This is a genomic window from Streptomyces sp. NPDC048560 (assembly GCF_040650955.1).
Classification (GTDB): Bacteria; Actinomycetota; Actinomycetes; order Streptomycetales; family Streptomycetaceae; genus Streptomyces.
Genome location: NZ_JBEZIJ010000009.1, coordinates 1 through 17,484 on the forward strand (window position 1 = coordinate 1; position 17,484 = coordinate 17,484).

Genomic DNA, 17,484 nt, shown 5'->3' on the forward strand with positions numbered 1-17,484 from the left:
GGAACGGCGCGACGACATCCACGAAGCCTTCCTCGGCCTCGCCACCTGCCTCATCACCCACCGCCACGTCCAACGCCTTTGTTAGGACCTCTTAGAGGTTGTCTCACGTGACTTGATGTTCGTGCGGCCTGATGCCGGTTGTGGGTGCTCGTCCATCGAAGTGTCTGGTTCCTGTTGAACTCTGGTAGCCGGCTGCCCCGTTGCTGCCATCCTTCGCTGCTCGTCCGCAAGGTGGTGGGACCGCTCCGTGTGACGAGCGGGCGTGTTCACGGCAGTGGTGTACTCGCTGACCAGCGGCTGTGCTTGGCGGCATCTGCCGCCGGCGTTCGGCACGTTGCCCGCCACCGCGCGCTACTTTCACGGTATGGACCGAGGCCGGCCTGTGGCGTCGGCTGCACCGGACGGTGCTGGACGAACTCGGGTCCCAGGGCGAGGTGGAGTGGAGCTCGGCGATCGTCGACACGGCCTCCGTTCGCGCCGAAGTGCGGATCGGTGACCGGGCTGAACCCGGTCGATCGCGGCAAGAAGTGCAGCAAGCTGCACGTGCCGTCCGATGCCCAGGGCATCCCGCTCGCCGTCGCCGTGTCCGGCGCGAACATGCACGAGAGCCTCGCCCTCAGACCACTCATCCGCGGCAATTCCCGCCGTCCGGTCCCGCCGGGGACCTCGGCGGCGCCGACCCGTCAAACTCCGCGCTGACAAGGCGTACTCCCCGCCGAACACTTGGCCTGGCTGCGCGAGCGCGGGCTCGTCGCGCGCATCGAGCGGCCCGGCATCGAGTCCGGCGAACGTCTCGGTGAGCACGCTGGAAGATCGAACGGTCGATCGCTTGGCTCTTCGGCTACCGCCGCCTCACCGTCCGGTACGAACGAAGGGGCGGCCACTCCCTCGCCTTCCTCGGCCTGGGCGCCGCCCTGACCTGCTACAAGAAGCTCGCGAAACCTGACACGTGAAACACCCTCCTGCAGTGAAGCGACGGCCTAGCGCAACCATTTGCCATGCGAGTGGTCTTTCTGGGAGAGCAGAGGCGACCGGGGTCGGCCGGGTACGACCGCCGCAGTTGTCCGGGGGCCTCCGCTGATTTGCTACTCGTTCGCGTAACTACGCACAACCGGGGGATGGTTCATGCTGGACTCTCGATTCCGTACCGCATCTGCGGTCTTCGTGGCGCTCGCAGTCACCGGGTACGGCGCTCCGCTCGCCTTCGCAGATACGGCTGTGGCCACCGGATCCGCGGCGGTCTCGGGGCAGCACGTCGACTTCAACGGCGACGGGTACGAGGACATGTTCGCCTCGGTCCCCGCGGGTACCGTCTCCGGGGTCCCGAAGGCCGGCTACATAGCGGTGTACCCGGGTGACACGAAGGGCATCAGCCCTTCCCGCCACCGGGTGATCAGTCAGAACTCGGACGGCGTGCCCGGGGCGGTGACGGCGAACGCCCGGTTCGGGGCGGGAACGGCTGCCGACATCGACGGCGACGGATACACGGACCTGCTGGCATCCGTCGGCCAAGGTGGGCAGATCATCCTGTTCGGTGGGACGAAGGGGCCGGGAACCCGGGCGGTGGCGTTCCAGGGCCAGGGCAACGCGGTCGGCGACTTCGACGGGGACGGCCGCACAGACGTGGCCGGGATCGACCGGGCCGACTGGGGTGGGACGGTCGTGGTGAACGAGAACATCGGCGCAGACGGCTCGGTCGGCAGCACCCGCACGGCGCTTGCCGCCGACGGCAGCAGCGTCCTGGAGAGCGTGCAGGCCGTGGACATCAACAGCGACGGCAAGGACGACCTGTTGGTGCGCAGCGGCTGCAGTGACGAGCCGGACTGCGACGGGACCGCGCTGTATCTGTCGACCGGCACCGGTTTCAAGCACACCACGCTCGTTACCGCCCCCGGGACCTACCTCAACCACTCCGCGGTGACCGTCGGCTCGGTCAACGGGGACGCTTATCCGGACCTGGTCTTCACCCGGCAGCCCACCGGTTTGGACAGCGACCTGGACTTCCCGAGCAAGGGCGGTGCCGTGGCGGTTGTCTACGGCGGCCCCTTGGGGCAGAACACCGCGCTCAAGCCGAAGTGGATCACCCAGAGCACGACCGGGGTGCCGGGCGCCGACGAGACCGGTGACAAGCTCGGCGCGAGCGCGGCGGTGAAGGATCTGGACGGTGACGGCTATGGCGAGGTCGTCGTGGGTCTGCCGGGCGAGGACGTGGGCGAGGCCAGGGATGCCGGCGGGGTGCTGGTGTTCAAGGGCCGCGCCTCGGGCATCACGGGCGCCGACACGAAGGTGATCGGTCAGTCCACGGCGAGCGTCCCGGGCGTCGACGAGAACGGCGACGCGTTCGGCGGCGAAGTCCACATCGTGACGGCCGCCAACGGCGTACCGGCCACACTCGCGGTGGCCGCCCCCAACGAGAACGCCGGACAGGGCGGCGTATGGCTGCTCAAGGGCAGCGCCTCGGGGCCGGTCACCCAGGGCAGCATCGCCTTCGGCGAGGCAAGCCTGGGGCTGACGCCCTCCGCGGTCAACTTCGGTGGCCTGCTGGGATGACGGCACTGACCCGCTGATGGAGCGGGGAACGTCCGGCGGAATGGCGACCGACGCCCGGTCGCTGCTCCGCCGGACGCCGAAGGAGCACCTGCCGACGGCCAGAGACCAGAGACGAGCGACCGGGAGACGACTGCGGCTGGAACCCGGCACAACAAGGGGCTCCGAGTGCAACTACGCCACCCACGCACACGATCTTGAGGGGCCAACCAGGGACGTGACCCCAGGATCCCGCTCATCAGCCCGCCTTCGCACCACCGATAGGCGAGGAGGGTCAGCGGGTGGGTGGGACGAACTCGGGCTGGTCGAGCAGTCGCAGCCAGCTTCCGTCGGGCTGGCGCCGAACGACCTGCGCCCGGGCGCCCGCACCGTCCTTCGGCGGGGTCGAGGTGAGAGCGATGTCGCCGCTGATCAGGGTCGGCAGGGGTGTTTCCGGCTCGAAGTGGGGACCGCCGGCCAGCACCTTCTCCCACAGCACACGGATCGCCTCCCTCCCGAGCGTCAGCTCGCCGGGCGGGAAGGCCAGCACCGCATCCTCTTCGTAGAGCGCGGCGACGCCGGCCGCGTCACCGGCGTTGGATCGCTCGACGAACAAACGGGTGATGTCTTCGGGTCGCATCGCCTGCTCGTACTCCGGCATGGATTCCTCCTGTGTCGGGCTCTGGGCCTCCCAGCGTGGTCGCCAACCTTTCAGAAGTCCAACAGATGGAACTTCCACAAACTAGAATCTATGGATATGGAACTGAGGCAGCTGGAATACTTCGTGGCAGTCGCCGAAGAGCAGAACTTCACCCGGGCCGCCGAGCGGGTGCACATCAGCCAGTCCGGCGTCAGCGCCCAGATCCGCCAGCTCGAACGTGAACTGGGTGCAGAGCTGTTCGACCGGTCCGTCCGCACGGTCACCCTCACCGTCGCCGGCAAGGCCGCACTCGAACCCGCTCGTGCCGCACTCGCCGCTGCCGGGGCCGTCCGTCAGGCGGTGGGCGAGGTGACTGACCTGATCCGGGGTCGGCTGACCGTCGGGATGGTCACCGGCTGCACCCTCACCCCGCTGTTCGACGCCCTCGCCGCATTCCACGCGGCACACCCCGGTGTGGAGATCTCGCTGCTGGAGGACAGCTCCGACCGCCTCGCCGAAGGGGTGCGTACCGGCACTGTCGACTTGGCACTCGTCGGCGCGGCAACCTCCGCCCCCGACGGGCTGGACTCGCTGACAATCATCACCGAACGGCTCGTCGCGGCGGTCCCGGCCGAGCACCCCTTGACCAGTCAGCAGCGAGTCACCCTGCGCGACCTGATGACCTACCCGATCGTGTGCATGCCACCCGGCACCGGGCTGCGTGCGGTGTTCGACCAGGCTTGTGCCACTCAGTGCCTCCAACCCACGATCGCCCTGCAAGCCAGCGCCGCAGACGCCATCGCCGGCCTCGCCGCCCGTGGGCTCGGCGTCGCCATCCTCAGCAACTCGATGGCCGAGAGCTATCGCGACCGGCTCACCGCCCGCACCATCGTCGATGTCGAGACACCAGCACTGCTCGCCCTGGTCTGGAAGAACGCGCGCAATCCCGCTGTGCGCGAGTTGCTCGTGCACAGCCGGCAAGCGTTCATGGACTCTCCGGAACTCCGTCAGTAGACGCCGGCCGGCGCAGTCCCTGTGAACGTACCAACTCATCACTGACCAGGTCCCGGCCTACGACGCGTGCGGATGTTCGGCCGCACGGCCGCTCAGCAGCACACCGATCCGGGCCAATTGCGTGGCCGACGGTGCGGGTCATCGAACGGCGACACCGGGCCGGGACAGCCTGTCCCCCAGAGTCGGTTCGGTCAGGCGACAGCCCGGAAGGCCCTCGGTGTCATCGGTAGCCAGCCAGCCCTCACGTGGCACAACGTGGCACGCGCCTGTGCCACGCCTTGATCCGCTCGTTCTCGGCAGAGTCGGGCTCGGACAACGGGAGCAGGTCATGGAGCAAATGATCCGCACCCAGGTCCCGACCGAACACCACTACCTGCCTGCACGTGACCGATCCTGGGCGCCGTGCTCATGTGGACTGCGGACCCGCGGACCCTCAGACCCCCAAACCCCCCGCAGACCCCCGCAGCGCCAAGAAAGCGCTCCTCCGCTCGCCCCTCTGCAGTGGTGGGGTCGCGGCAGCGGGGAGAGCATGGGCGCATTGGAGACCGGTCTGCGGGACGAGCGCCGACGGCGACGCCGGAGCCGGATGTGGGGCGTCTTGTCATGCTCCGGCGTCCGGTCACCCGGCTGCGCGGCACGCGACCGCATTCCTGTGACAGCGAGAAGGAGCGGTTGGCAGTGACAGACGCAGCGAGCTCAGGGCCGAACCCGGACGACGACCGGCCGGAACTCACGAACCGGCAGGGGCATGCCGTCTTCGACAACCAGAATCAGCGCACGGTGGGCGCGAGGGGCCCGGCCACCCTGGAGAACTACCAGTTCCTGGAGAAGATCAGCCACTTCGACCGGGAGCGCATCCCTGAGCGCGTCGTGCATGCGCGGGGCGTGACTACGTACGGCCATTTCGAGGCGTACGGGAAGTGGGGCAGCGAGCCCATCTCCCGATACACCCGGGCCAAACTGTTCCAGGAGGCCGGCAAGCGTACCGACGTCGCTGTCCGCTTCTCGACCGTGATCGGCGGCCGCGACTCGTCGGAGTCGGCGCGTGATCCCCGTGGGTTCGCCGTCAAATTTTACACGGAGGACGGGAACTGGGACCTCGTGGGGAACAATCTCGGCGTCTTCTTCATCCGGGACGCGATCAAGTTCCCCGACGTCATCCACGCGCTCAAGCCCGACCCGGTCTCCCACGAGCAGAAGCCGGGCCGCATCTTCGACTTCATGTCGCAGACCCCCGAGAGCATGCACATGCTCGTGAATCTGTTCAGCCCCCGGGGCATCCCGTCCGACTACCGCCATATGCAGGGATTCGGCGTCAACACCTACAAGTGGGTTAACGCCGAAGGGGATTCGGTGCTGGTCAAGTACCACTGGATGCCCAAGCAGGGCGTCCGCAGCATGACCGCCGAGGACGCGGCGAACGTACAGGCGCAGGAGCTGGGCCACGCGACGAAGGATCTCTACGACGCCATCCAGCGGGGCGACCACCCCGAGTGGGAGCTGGTCGTCCAGATGATGTCCGACGACGAGCACCCCGAGCTGGACTTCGACCCGCTGGACGACACCAAGACCTGGCCCGAGCAGGACTTCCCGCCGAAGCCGGTGGGCCGGATGGTGCTGAACCGGGTGCCGGAGAACTACTTCGCGGAGAATGAGCAGGCATCATTCGGCACCGGCGTGCTGGTCGACGGGCTGGACTTCTCCGACGACAAGATGCTGGTCGGACGGACCTTCTCCTACAGCGACACGCAACGCTACCGAGTGGGCCCGAACTATCTGCAACTCCCCGTCAACCAGGCGAAGAACGCGCACGTGGCCACCAATCAGCGCGATGGGCTGATGGCGTACGACAACGGCCACCACGGTGCGAACCCCGAGGTCAACTACGAACCTTCGATCACCGGCGGGCTGCGCGAGGCGCAGTACCCGACGCACGACGAGCAGGGGCCGGAAATCCGTGGCCGCCTCACGCGCAAGCGCATTCCCAGGACCAACGACTACCTGCAGGCCGGGCAGCGCTATCTCCTCATGGAGGAGTGGGAACGGGACGACCTGGTCGCCAACTTCATCGGCCAGCTCTCCGAGTGCAGCAGGGCGGTGCAGGAGCGAATGGTCTGGCATTTCCTCCTCGTCGAGAACGATCTCGGGCTCCGGGTCGGCAAGGGGCTGGGCATCACCCCGCAGGATGTGGCGGGGCTGAAGCCTCTGGCCGGCCAGGACCTGTCGGACGACGACCACAAACGGCTCGCCCGGCTCGGCGAGAACCCGCCACGTGACGTCGAGGGCCTGACGATGACGCACTGCGTCCACAACGAACGGCACGTCGTCTCCCGCTGAGGGCGACGGCGCCGACCGTTGGCATGTGGACCGGGCACTCCGGGTGAGTGCCGGGTCCGCCTTCGTCTCCCGAGTCACCGGAGTGTGATCCCGTGCGGCTGCTGCTCACGTCCGACACGCACGTGCCCAAGCGCGCGAGGCAGCTGCCTCCACTCCTTCTAGCGGAGATCGAGAGGGCCGATGTCGTCTTCCATGCCGGCGACTGGGTGGATTCGGCAACGCTGGATCTGTTCGAGGCCAGCGCACAGCGCCTCGTCGGCGTGTTCGGCAACAACGACGGGCCGGAACTGAGGACCCGTCTGGCTGAGGTGGCCCGGGTGGAGTGCGGAGGCGTCCGCTTCGGAGTCGTACACGAAACAGGGGCTTCCCAGGGCCGCGAACGGCGCTGCGCGGAACGCTTTCCCGGCGTCGATGTGCTTGTGTTCGGTCACAGCCACATCCCCTGGGACACCACCACCCCCGGGGGTCTGCGGCTGCTCAATCCGGGATCACCGACCGACCGGCGGCGACAGCCGTACTGCACCTACATGACCGCCGAGGTGTCGGATGCCCGGCTGCGCGACGTACAACTACACCGGCTGCCTCCCCGCTCCTGAGCCGCGCCGAACCCGACGACGCCCAGTCGCTCGGCCATGACCCCCGCGGATACGGGCCCGGGAAACCTCATCGCGCCCTTCGTACGTGGCAGCACGCGACGCCCGGAACCACCACCACCTACAGGGATGGCAGGGTCACCCGTGCCGCCGCAGGCTCTCACCCCAGCCAGGGGAGTAACGCGTCGGCAGGGACGCGCACTTCAGGAGCGGGTGGCGGTCGCGCAGCCGTCGCCCGCGTCGGTCGTGCCGTCACTCGTGTCGATTGCCTTGGTGCGGTCGTACGGATCGACGCGATGGGGCTGTTCTGCGGGCTGCTGGTCGGCCGTACCGAAGGGCGGCACGAAGTAGCCGGTCGGGACGGAGCAGCCGCCGTTGGTCATGTCGAGCGCGTACGAGACGAGTGACATCGTGCCCGGCTCGGTGATGACCTTGCCCGGGTTGTCCCAGCTCATCACCACCTCGCGCCGCACAATCGTGCGGACGACCTCGGCGTCCCGCCCACCGTCGCCTGTCCGGATCACCGGGTACACGAAGGTGACGTCCGCCGTCACCTCGACCGCTCCCCGCTTCCCCTCTTGATACATGAGCCGACCGCGCGTCTTGACCACGTCACCGACCAACTGGGCCTGTTCCGGCCGGAAGCGGCTGAACAGGAGCAACGGGTCGGTGTCAGGAGCGGGCACCTTCGAAGACAGGGCGGTACGGAGATAGTCCTGCACGTCCTTCTGGTGCGGGTTCAGCAGCGCGATCGCCTTCGTCGGCCGCGCACCGCGCAGCACCCGGGGGTCGAGCCCCGTGGCCACCAGGAAGTCCCGGCTCTTCCGCAGTGCCCGATCGACCTGGTGGACGTCCATCCAGCCGGTCGCCTTGGCGGGCGGCACCGCGATGCCTGCCGATCCATCGGCCCAGCGGGCGGCAGGTGAACCCCGGAAGGGTTCGGAAACGGTGGGGCGGAGACCCGGCTCAGCACCGGGCGCGTTCCGCGGGCTTTCCGACTCGGCGGCCAACGGCGCCCCGTCCTGCCCGCCGCCGTCGCCACCGAACCAGCCGACGAACTGCTGCGGGAAAACCCCCACGACCAGGAGGGCCACGGCCGCCACAAGCCCGGTGACGTACCAGCCTGTCCTGCGCCGCGGGCGGGCCGGCGAGTACGTACGCCGGCCCTCCGGCGGCCCGGAGCTCTCCGGCGGCCGCCGCTCCACCTCACGGGCGCGCGCCGAGGGCTCCACGGGGGCCTCAGCCGCACCCGTCACCGATTCGCGGAGGAACCGCTCCCACTCCTCGTCGGACGCTGATGACCCGTCCCGCTCCCCAGCCCCGCTCACACCGCACGCTCCCGTTCTCCGTCAATTGCTCGATCGCTCGATGTCCGATGGCTATACCGCTCTCCCCCGCACTCAGTTGACTGAGCATCAGGCGTCGGACGCCAGCCTCAGAATCTCATTCTTCGGGGTCGGGCACACCGACGGGTAAGCCCCGGCGAGATGGACTACGCGACAGCCCTTAGGCTCCATCGCCATGACCAACGATCTCGGATTTGCCTGCGCGGGCTGCGGGGCGCATCACCCTGAGCTGCCGATGAACTACACTGCCGACGCCCCGGCCGTGTGGGAGCCGGATTTCGCCGAGGCCGACGACTGCCTGCTCTCATCCGACCAGTGCGTGGTCCGCGCGCAGCACTACTTCGTCAAAGGCCTGATCGAGATACCGGTCATCGACAGCGACGCGGTGTTCTCCTGGGGTGTCTGGGTATCGCTCAGCCGTGAGAGTTTCTCTCGGACGGCGGACCTGTGGGACCGGACCGGTCGCGAGGACGAGACGCCGTACTTCGGCTGGCTCACGACCGACCTGGCGGTCTACTCCCCAACAACCCTCAACCTCAAGACCCACGTCCACACCCGCCCCATCGGTGAGCGACCCTACGTCGAGCTCGAGGACACCGACCATCCTCTCGCAGTCGAACAGCGCAAGGGGATCACCCTGGCCCGAGTGCGGGAGATCGCGGCGGTACTGCTCCACCCGAGCAGCGACGAGCAGCGATGACGGCTGCCAACTCAGGATCGCCATTCCCTGTCGCGCCTGCCGGCCTGAGCCGAAGGGCCCGGAACTTCGTCGAGGTGGACGGCATCCGTGTCCCCCACCAGGACATCCGGCACCACCGCTCGGCGTGGATCGAGCACGGGATCCCCGCTGCGGAGATCGACCGTGCCGCAGCCTTCCAGGACCGCTGGGGCGGGCTCGCACTGCCGCCTGCCCCGTTCTACGAGGGCGGCCCGCGGATCCTGGACGCCGACTGTCCTGAGGGCTCGGCCGCGGAGGGCTGGTGGTTCCCGGCCGGGAACTGCCGGGTGTCCATGGCCTACGGATTCCTGATCGGCCCCGACGGCTCATTCGGGATCGACGCCTACCGGTGGACACCCCTTCACGCCAGCACGGTCGGTTGGGTCGAATCGTTGGCACTGGCCGCCCACGCGAGACACTGGGCCAAGAACATCACGAAGATCACAGGCAAGGCCGTCGAGTCCCTGGACCTCGACGGGTACGAGCCCGTGTCCGAAGTGCAGGGCCTGACCGACACGTGGTGGCGGGGCACGGACTCGCTGATCGCCATCTATCGTGGCGAGGCCGTCGGTCTCGATGCCCCGCAGTGCCTCCAAGCTCACGTCTACGGCGGCCTCGACGAATGGGGGCTCCACGGCAACTGACTGCCCGCCGGCACCGCCAGGCTGAGCAACCACCACCTACACCTCGCCGGAGCCGACGCGCGCGGCCTGATCACCAACGGCGTCGGGGACGACCCCACCAGCCCGCGCCCGGGACTTCCCGCTTCCCGTCCCCGCGCGTCCTTCGGGCTGGGGCTCCCCACCTTCAGACCGCGGGGTTGGCCCGGCAATCCACGAGCCCGGGGTCAGCAGATGCTCGGTGCGGTCCTGTCGGCGAACCGGTCCACCGGGCGAGCCAGGGCAGGCCGTCGGCGCCTCGTGCCCTCGGTCACGGCGATGTGGGCCGGGTACGTGATGGCCGGCGAACTTCACCACCGCCCGCGACGGCACCAGTGGCCAGCCAGGTTCTTGCCGCCATGCTGAGGGACGACATTGCCCAGCGCACTGTGCGAGAGCAGAACGGGCGCCCCGGGCTTGCGCTTGCCGAGCTGCTGGTCGGCCACGATCGAAGCCCACGGCGCGCGCTTGAAGCGCTCGGTCAGCGGGCGCCCGTCCGGTGTGAGGAAACGGGAGTTCAGCACCGACAGCGAAGCCGTCCGTCACCCGGCCTCGTGCAGGTCCGCCAGTCTCCAACCCGTCCTCCGTCCTTGCCCGCTCGGTCCGGCAGCGAAGCAGGGGCTGGGACTGGGACTGGGACTGGGACTGGCCGAGGGTGTGGCTGCCTCGCTACTTCGAGGCAAGTAGTGAAAGCTTTGCAGGGGCCGATACTCTCTCGCCGTAAAAACCCACGCCTGTCTCGCGGGTTGGGTCGTCGGGTACGCCGTCCTCGGAGCGGTCATGAGCGTAGCGATGAGTTTTCTTGGCCCATCAAGTCTCAATGCCGTTGTCGACAGCACAGGAGGAGCACATGGCGCAGTTGCTGAGAGTTCAGAACTTCAATGTGTCGAGCGACGGGATCGGTGCCGGTGAGGATCAGACTCTCGAGAGGCCGTTCGGTCATGTCGATCCCGGGAGGCTGTTCGCCTGGGCCGGTGCCACGGCGAGCTGGCCCATGCGCACCGACCCCGGGGGCAGCCGCGGCCTCGATGACTACTTCACGCGGGACTTTTCGCACAACATCGGCGCCGAAATCATGGGCCGCAACAAGTTCGGGCCTCAGCGCGGGCCCTGGCGCAACCATGAGTGGCAGGGCTGGTGGGGTGACGAGCCTCCGTTCCACACCCCGGTGTTCGTCCTGACCCACCACAAGCGTCCTGCCTTCACGCTTTCCGACACCACGTTCCACTTCGTCGACGGTGAACCCGCCACGGTCCTCGAACAAGCCCGGGAGGCGGCGCAGGGCAAGGACGTCCGGCTCGGCGGCGGTGCTACCACCATCCGGCAGTTTCTCGACGCCGACCTCGTCGACACCATGCACGTGGCGGTCTCTCCACTGGAACTCGGGTCCGGAGTACGACTCTGGGAGTCCCCCGACGAGCTGCTCGACCGGTTCCACTTGGAGGTCGTTCCCAGCCCCAGCGGCGTGAAGCACCACCTGTTCTGGCGAAAGTGACCTGCCCTCGGGTCGCCCCCCGGCAGCTGATTCGCCTGCCGGGGGCGCCCTGAGGCGGCCCGCGTCTTCCTTTCCCGAACTACTGGCACGGCGGATTGTCTGAACTGGCTGACGGCCACCCTCTGAGTCGGACCAGGATCGGATGCAACTATCGAGGTGCCTGGGTGACATCACCAGACAGGCGCCTCGTCGCGGCACGGCTAGAGGTATCCGGCCTGACGGCTGCTCTGTGAGCTGTACGTCGGCCGCGATCAGGCCGTGGGCCTCTTCGGTGGCCAGATAGAGCAAATAGGCGGTCACGACACCGATCTCCTTGCCCCTGCCCGCGTCGTACCCAGCCATCGGCTCTTCTGTGCGCGTACTGCACGATGACCACGATCTCGACCGGTCCGGTCCGGTTTGCGGGCCGCCCAGTAGTGCTCGAAACTTGCCTGCTTTCGGTGCAAGCAGGGCCGTCCACGTCAGGCGACCAGCTCGTAGACGCTCCGGGCCGTGAGAAACAGACCTGCGAGCAGGGAGAGCCTGACGATCAGCTGCTCCTGGTGTTGCTCGAGCCAGCTCCGCAGGGCGTTCAATCGGGCGTCCGCGGCTGCGGGCGCCCGGAGCGCGTACATCTCCATGACGATGAGACTGAGCGTGGCCAGCAGACAGTAGCCGGTCAGTGCGAGCCAGGCGGTGAAGGTGGACAGGTTCGCGTCGACGGCGGTCGCTGCGCCGGCGCCGACCAGCGCCCAGGGCTGCAGCAGCCAGGCCAGGCCGGCTGCGGTGGCCTGTGAGGCGTCGTCGATCCGGGCGGTCCAGCGTGGTGGGCCGTGCGGGCGGGGCGGTCGGCGATGCCGGTGCGCGCCGTACAGCAGCAGGGCCAGGCCGATGGCGAGTTTCGCAGCGATCGCGGCCGTCGAGGGCGCGCTGTGATGGGCAGGGGGCTGACCGCCGGTCAGCAGCGCCACGCACGCGATCACCGCAAGCAGGTTGGCCAGCCACGACAACAGGAACGCCAGGCCCTTGCGGACGCCGCGCCTCGAAGAGAGCAACAGGATGAAGGCGCTGTTGTGCAAGGGCCCCAAGGTGATGGCTGTACCGATCACAATCAGGTCGAGGACCATCGGATCGGCTGCTCCCGGGTGTCAGGGCCGGCTGTCGCCTGTGGACGGGCGGATCGGTCGGCAGGGTTGCGCGGCGCTGCTGCTGTGCCGCATCCCGACTTTGCAGGGGGCGGCCCGGCCGGTCAAGCAGGCCACGCCCGCGTCCCCGCCCGCGTCGATCCGGGGCTCGCACCTGCCTTCGATGGCCACGTGGCGACATCCCACGATGTGGTCCGTGCTGGCCGGCTGCACATCTGAGGTGAGCGCTTCCTTCGGCGAGGATTCGTACCATCGCGGCATCACACCGGCCTGACGAACTGCCACTCAGCCTCGGGAGAACACCCAAGCGACGGCGCTCAGGTCTGTCGGCCCACTCCGATGCAGGGCTGAGTGAGCGTCGGCCTATGTGCCGGTCGGGAGGGTGACGGAGCGTCGGCGTAGGTGTGGTGACCGGCTCCCACAGCCGCCGGGAGGTGTACCTGCGGGAGAAGGCCGTGGGGCGGCGGAGGCCTTCGAAGCCGCTGCCCGCGAGGGAGATCCTGGGTGGCCGCAGCTGCTCACGGGGCCACCTGCGGCCCCGGGGATGTGTCACCCACCGCTCCCAGGCACCCGGGCACCCGCCAAGGTCGTGGCCCCACGCGACGTATGCCCGTACACCGGAACGTCCGCAGCTGACTTCGACCCCTCGACACAGGCGAGTGCCTAACTCACTTGCCGGCCGCACCTAGTGGCACCTGGTGGCGACAACCGCTGAGCGGCGCTTCTTGATCCTTCTCGGTGGCCACGGCGCCGGCGGAGAGGAGCGTCGCAGCGGCGAGGCTGCCCCAGAGGGCGGTCACACCGTGAGGTGCGAGAACGGTGATGACCGCCGGGGAGACGGCGAGGCCGAACCCCGTCGAGAGCTCGAAGCGGGCGAGGGTGCGCCCCAGGACGTGGGCCGGGGCGAGAGCGGTGACGAGCGCGGTGGCACTGCCGGCATAGATGATCTCGCCGAGCGTGCAGACCACGGACACCGTGGCCACAGCCGGGGCACCCCAGCCGTGCCCCAGTGAGATGGCCGCGAGGAAGCCGAGGTAGGACGCGGTGAGCACTACGCCGGCGAGAGCGAGCACGGTCCGTCGGGAGAAGCGGGACATCAGTACGGTGACCGGAACCTGGAGGGTGACCACCAGGACCGTATTGGCCACGAAGATGGCTGCGGACCACACCGGGGATGCGTGCAACTGTGTCACCAGAACCAGAGGAAGGGCGATCTCGGGGACGTTGAGGCAGAAGGCGTAGACCACGTTGGCGGCCAGCAGAGCGGGCATCCGGGGTGCGGGCCCGTCCTCCCTGTCACTTGCCGGGGTAGCCGCCGGATGGGCACGCAGACGGACCGACCATGCCAAGGCAGCCGCGGTGAGATAAGCGAGCCCGGTGACGGCTGCCAGTGCCTGCAGTGCCGTGGTGCCGCCCGCCAGGCATGCGGTGGCAAGGAGCGCGCCCGCGCCCATGCCGGCGTTGCGCAGGGCCCGGCCTCCCGCGAGAGCGGTGTCGCGTTCCCGGCCGTGGGCGACCGTGGCCACCAGAGCGGCATGGGCGGCAGGCCATGCCTGGTTGCCGATGCCGAGGAGAAGCGCCGCCGCCGCGAACAGCCAGACGTGTCCCGCGGGGGTGGCCAGGAGCAGCACCACACCCAGCACCCGCACCAGCATCGACGCCGCCACGACCGTGCTGCGTGCGCCACTGTCCAGCCATCGCCCCACCCCGGGCATGCACACCAGCCCTACGACGACGCCGAGCGTCATGGCGACTCCGGTGACCGGCGCCGACAACTCCAGCACCGTCACTCCGTACAGCAGCAGAAAGGGCCGCAGCAGACCGGTGCCGAGCGCGTCCACGGCCAGTGCAACGGCGTAACGGGGGCCTCCGGAGGCCCGAATGAGGGCGCGGGGCCGGACCTTGGTGGTGAGTTCCATGGCGGTAACGGTGCGTACCGGCCGCCGGGCTGCGTACGTCGGTTGACGGATAGCGTCAACCGACGCCGCCGTCGGCCCACGCGGTCGGTGATGATGAGGAGTGACCTTGAGGATCGACATCAGCGGACTGCCGTCTGAGCGGATACGGTTCGCCGCCTCCCCGCTGGCCGAGCTGACGGCGATGCTGCACGTGCTGGCCGAGCCCGGGCATCATCCGGAGCGCGCGGTCTGGGTACGGGATGTACAGGGCAGGCTGCCGCCGGAACTGACCGAGAGGTTGCGGGAGGCGGAGTTCCTCTGGCGTTCCTCACAGGCCGACTTCCTGATCCCCGCCCGTCCTCGCCCCACCCTCGCCCAGGAGCTGGACGATGTGGACCGGATCGACGACGAGGCGTATGTGACCGCCGCGCTCGTCACGACGTGCGGCAGCAACCGGGTCCCCTTCGCCACGTCGTCGCCGCTCTCCGACGCGACCGCGCGCGAGCGGGCCCTGGACCTGGCCCAGGCGCGCGGGCCGCGGCAGGAGGCCTTCGCGGAACGGCTGCTCGCTGACCCGGGCGCCGTACGGGCGCGGGTGCGCCACACGCTCGAACAGTGCGCCGAGGCATTCTTCGGCACCGCCTGGGCGGGCGTGGCCGTGCAGATCGCCACCGACCTCCGGGTGAAGAAGGACCTGCTGAAGCGCCGGGGCATCGAGGCGGCACTCGCTTCGGTCTCCGGTGCAGTCACCCTGGCACCGGACGGCGACTGCATCATCGTCGACAAGCTGCAGGACAAGGCCACCGCCGCCCGCGGGGGCGGGGTCACGTTCATCCCCAGTGTCTTCAGCCGCCCGCACCTGGTGGCGGTCCACGCGCCCGGGTGGCAGCCGGTGCTGCAGTACCCCGTGACCGATACGCGTCCACCGGAGCCGGTCTCGCTGGAAACGGTGACACTGCGGCTGGAGGCACTCGCCCATCCGGTGCGGCTGCGGCTGCTGCGCACCCTGGCCCGCGGCCCGCACACCACGGGTGAACTGGCGCACACCTGGGGACTTTCGATGCCGGAGGCTTCCCGCCACCTGGCTGTCCTACGCCGCGCGGGTCTGCTCACGGCCCGGCGGCACGGTCGTTACGTCCGTTACTCCCTGAATCTTCCCGATCTGACGACGCTGGGCGGCGATCTGCTGGCAGCCGTACTGCGCTGAGGATCTTCGGGCTTACCAGAAGCCAAGGACCAGCCAGAACGCGAACGCCGGCGCCGCCTGCGTGACATCGTCCGGCGCGGCTCCCGGCCGGTGTAGTCCCTTCACGCCGGCCAGCACTCCATCTACTGATGCGCACCGGCCGGGGCCCGGAGTTCACGAGGGCCCCGCTGTCCGCGCTCAACGTCGACCGGACGAAGCCTGCCTGCCGTCAATGCCCAGTCCAGCCTCAGATGCGCCACAACCGTTCGACTCGCGACCGAACGCCCTGGTCTCGTCCACCGCCGGCAGAACATCCGCGGTTGACGAAAAGGCTTCGGCTACGCGGGCGGGGGCGATACTGAGGGTGACAGTCCGCCCCGCAGCCCGGCCTATCTCATGTGGCAGGCCCGGTTCGGGGCGGCGCCTCCATGTCGATGTCTCCGAGGGGAGCCGTTCATGACCACGGCGAAAGACCTGTTCATCATCACCATGGACCCGGGGTCGAAGCCTTCCGTGGGACAGGGTGACCTGTCGCTCGCACTCGCGGGAGCCGAGCTGATCGATCTCATCGGTGCGGGCGCGGTCACCGTGGACGAGGACCACATCGTGCCGGGTGGCCCGCCGACGCCGGACGATCGGCTCATGGGCGAGGCTGCGGCTGGGCTCACTCGACAGGAGCCCTATGAGCGAATCGAAGACTGGCTGTGGCGCCGGGGCCGCGACCTTTCGGCCGCGTACCAGACCGCTCTGGAGGAGGACGGTGAACTGACGCGGAAGCGAAGCGGCCGGTTGCCCTTCGGCTCGGAACGCGTGGCGCTGGTCGATTCGCCCGCGCGCCGCAGGGCGGCGGACCGCTGGCAGGAGAAGGAACCCGTCCTGGCCGCCCTGGCCTCGGTCGTGGGCATCAACGGCGAACGGCCCGACGATGAGCCCGGCCTCGATGACGAGGCGATGACGACGGTGGTGGCCGCCATCCACGACGCGGTGATGGAGCTGGAGGCCGTACGTCAGCGGCGGTCCATCGAGAACGCGGCATTCGCCAACCTCTGGCGCGGACCGTAAGCCGAATCGGGTCCCGGGGTGCGGTCGCGCCCGACGGCGCGGGTGAACGGCCGTCGGGTGCGTACGGGACGGTTCCACCGGGATCCGGTAGAGGCCCCTCCGTCAGGCCCCCCGCGTCGGGCCAGCGACTATTCGACGCTTGGGGACCAGTCTGACTTGGCCAGGCTCATCTGCAACGCCGACCAGGACCGGCCCTCCACACGTTCCACGTCGGAGAGCACCTCGTCCACGCGAAACCCCAGCCGTTCATAGAGCCGCACCGCGTTGTGGTTGTGGGTGAAGACTCCCAACTCCAGGCGTTCCAGGCACAGTTGCGCGAAGGCGAGCCTCAGCACCTGCGTCAGAAGTGCGCCCCCGTACCCGCGGCCTCGGGCATCCGGAGCGATGAGCACCCGTCCTAGCCTGGCAGTCACCTCATCAGCGCCCAGTCGCAGCGACGCATGCCCCACGAGGCGGCCGCCCGGACCGACTCCCATCCAGGTCCGGCGCCCCGGCTCCACTGCATAGGCTGCGATCTGCGGATGATCCAACGGCCACGCGAACCCGGGGCCGGCCCAGGTCAACAGCTCGGCCGGTCCGGATATCCACGACACGAGCGCATCAGCATCCCCGAGCGTGAACTCGCGTAGTTCAACCACAACGTCCCCCTCGCCGAAGTCGGCTTTCTTGCCGCCGGACACTACCGATGGCAGGCACACCCTGGCCACGCGCCAGACCCGCAGAAGCCGACCGTGCACAACAACAGTCCTTCCCGCTGCGGGCGCAGGGGGAAGGAGCTGTCTGCCGCACGTCGGCCCGGCCCGCGTCAGCAGGTGGCGGGCAGCTCCCTGCCCCGGGAGTGCCCTAGCCGATCCTCAGAGCGGTTCGAGGCATACGCGCACACTGA

Annotated in this window: 15 protein-coding genes and 1 pseudogene; 10 read left to right on the forward strand and 6 right to left on the reverse strand. The window is 68.8% G+C overall.

Features of this window, described 5'->3' with window-relative positions; genetic code table 11:
- Positions 1-200 precede the first annotated feature (200 nt).
- Positions 201-953: pseudogene (locus AB0C82_RS23260) on the forward strand (IS5 family transposase).
- 172 nt (positions 954-1,125) lie between these two features.
- Positions 1,126-2,550: a VCBS repeat-containing protein gene (locus AB0C82_RS23265; RefSeq protein WP_362845223.1), complete on the forward strand. Its 1,425-nt coding sequence runs from the start codon at positions 1,126-1,128 to the stop codon at positions 2,548-2,550.
- 271 nt (positions 2,551-2,821) lie between these two features.
- Here AB0C82_RS23265 and AB0C82_RS23270 read toward each other — a convergent pair whose 3' ends face one another.
- A complete protein-coding gene (locus AB0C82_RS23270; RefSeq protein ID WP_362845226.1) occupies positions 2,822-3,187 on the reverse strand; it encodes a nuclear transport factor 2 family protein in 366 nt (121 codons plus the stop codon).
- A 96-nt stretch (positions 3,188-3,283) separates the two neighbouring features.
- Between AB0C82_RS23270 and AB0C82_RS23275 the strand changes: the two genes are divergently transcribed.
- From AB0C82_RS23275 to AB0C82_RS23285, 3 genes are all read left to right on the forward strand, one after another.
- On the forward strand, positions 3,284-4,180 hold the full coding sequence (locus tag AB0C82_RS23275) for a LysR substrate-binding domain-containing protein (protein ID WP_362845228.1): 897 nt from the start codon (positions 3,284-3,286) through the stop codon (positions 4,178-4,180).
- A 678-nt stretch (positions 4,181-4,858) separates the two neighbouring features.
- Positions 4,859-6,517 carry a catalase gene (locus AB0C82_RS23280; RefSeq protein ID WP_362845231.1) on the forward strand — a complete coding sequence of 553 codons (1,659 nt, stop codon included), beginning with the start codon at positions 4,859-4,861 and terminating at the stop codon, positions 6,515-6,517.
- Between the two features lie 92 nt (positions 6,518-6,609).
- Positions 6,610-7,113, forward strand: coding sequence for a metallophosphoesterase (locus AB0C82_RS23285; RefSeq protein WP_362845234.1), 504 nt, complete (start codon positions 6,610-6,612; stop codon positions 7,111-7,113).
- A gap of 200 nt (positions 7,114-7,313) precedes the next feature.
- Here the strand turns inward: AB0C82_RS23285 and AB0C82_RS23290 are convergent, their stop codons facing one another.
- Positions 7,314-8,438, reverse strand: a complete 1,125-nt coding sequence (locus AB0C82_RS23290; protein WP_362845237.1) for a hypothetical protein — start codon at positions 8,436-8,438, stop codon at positions 7,314-7,316.
- Between the two features lie 253 nt (positions 8,439-8,691).
- Between AB0C82_RS23290 and AB0C82_RS23295 the strand changes: the two genes are divergently transcribed.
- Positions 8,692-9,156 (forward strand): DUF2199 domain-containing protein, encoded by a 465-nt coding sequence (locus AB0C82_RS23295; protein ID WP_362845935.1) that lies wholly within the window; start codon positions 8,692-8,694, stop codon positions 9,154-9,156.
- Positions 9,153-9,818 (forward strand): hypothetical protein, encoded by a 666-nt coding sequence (locus tag AB0C82_RS23300; RefSeq protein ID WP_362845240.1) that lies wholly within the window; start codon positions 9,153-9,155, stop codon positions 9,816-9,818. The genes AB0C82_RS23295 and AB0C82_RS23300 overlap by 4 nt, the downstream gene beginning before the upstream one ends.
- A 326-nt stretch (positions 9,819-10,144) precedes the next feature.
- On the opposite strand, the gene AB0C82_RS23305 is transcribed toward AB0C82_RS23300, so the two are convergent.
- Positions 10,145-10,357, reverse strand: coding sequence for a hypothetical protein (locus AB0C82_RS23305; RefSeq protein WP_362845243.1), 213 nt, complete (start codon positions 10,355-10,357; stop codon positions 10,145-10,147).
- Between the two features lie 326 nt (positions 10,358-10,683).
- On the opposite strand from AB0C82_RS23305, the gene AB0C82_RS23310 reads away from it, so the two are divergent.
- A complete protein-coding gene (locus AB0C82_RS23310) occupies positions 10,684-11,328 on the forward strand; it encodes a dihydrofolate reductase family protein (RefSeq protein ID WP_362845246.1) in 645 nt (214 codons plus the stop codon).
- Positions 11,329-11,789: 461 nt separating this feature from the next.
- Here the strand turns inward: AB0C82_RS23310 and AB0C82_RS23315 are convergent, their stop codons facing one another.
- Positions 11,790-12,434, reverse strand: a complete 645-nt coding sequence (locus tag AB0C82_RS23315) for a GAP family protein (protein ID WP_362845249.1) — start codon at positions 12,432-12,434, stop codon at positions 11,790-11,792.
- A gap of 686 nt (positions 12,435-13,120) precedes the next feature.
- Entirely contained in the window at positions 13,121-14,371 is a 1,251-nt protein-coding gene (locus AB0C82_RS23320) for an MFS transporter (RefSeq protein ID WP_362845252.1), read from the reverse strand.
- Between the two features lie 100 nt (positions 14,372-14,471).
- On the opposite strand from AB0C82_RS23320, the gene AB0C82_RS23325 reads away from it, so the two are divergent.
- Together AB0C82_RS23325 and AB0C82_RS23330 are read left to right on the forward strand one after the other, a co-directional pair.
- Complete coding sequence (locus tag AB0C82_RS23325; protein WP_362845255.1) at positions 14,472-15,557, forward strand: DUF5937 family protein; 1,086 nt, start codon at positions 14,472-14,474, stop codon at positions 15,555-15,557.
- Between the two features lie 435 nt (positions 15,558-15,992).
- On the forward strand, positions 15,993-16,598 hold the full coding sequence (locus AB0C82_RS23330; protein ID WP_362845258.1) for a GPP34 family phosphoprotein: 606 nt from the start codon (positions 15,993-15,995) through the stop codon (positions 16,596-16,598).
- Between the two features lie 128 nt (positions 16,599-16,726).
- Here AB0C82_RS23330 and AB0C82_RS23335 read toward each other — a convergent pair whose 3' ends face one another.
- Positions 16,727-17,335: a GNAT family protein gene (locus AB0C82_RS23335; protein ID WP_362845261.1), complete on the reverse strand. Its 609-nt coding sequence runs from the start codon at positions 17,333-17,335 to the stop codon at positions 16,727-16,729.
- Positions 17,336-17,484: the final 149 nt, after the last annotated feature.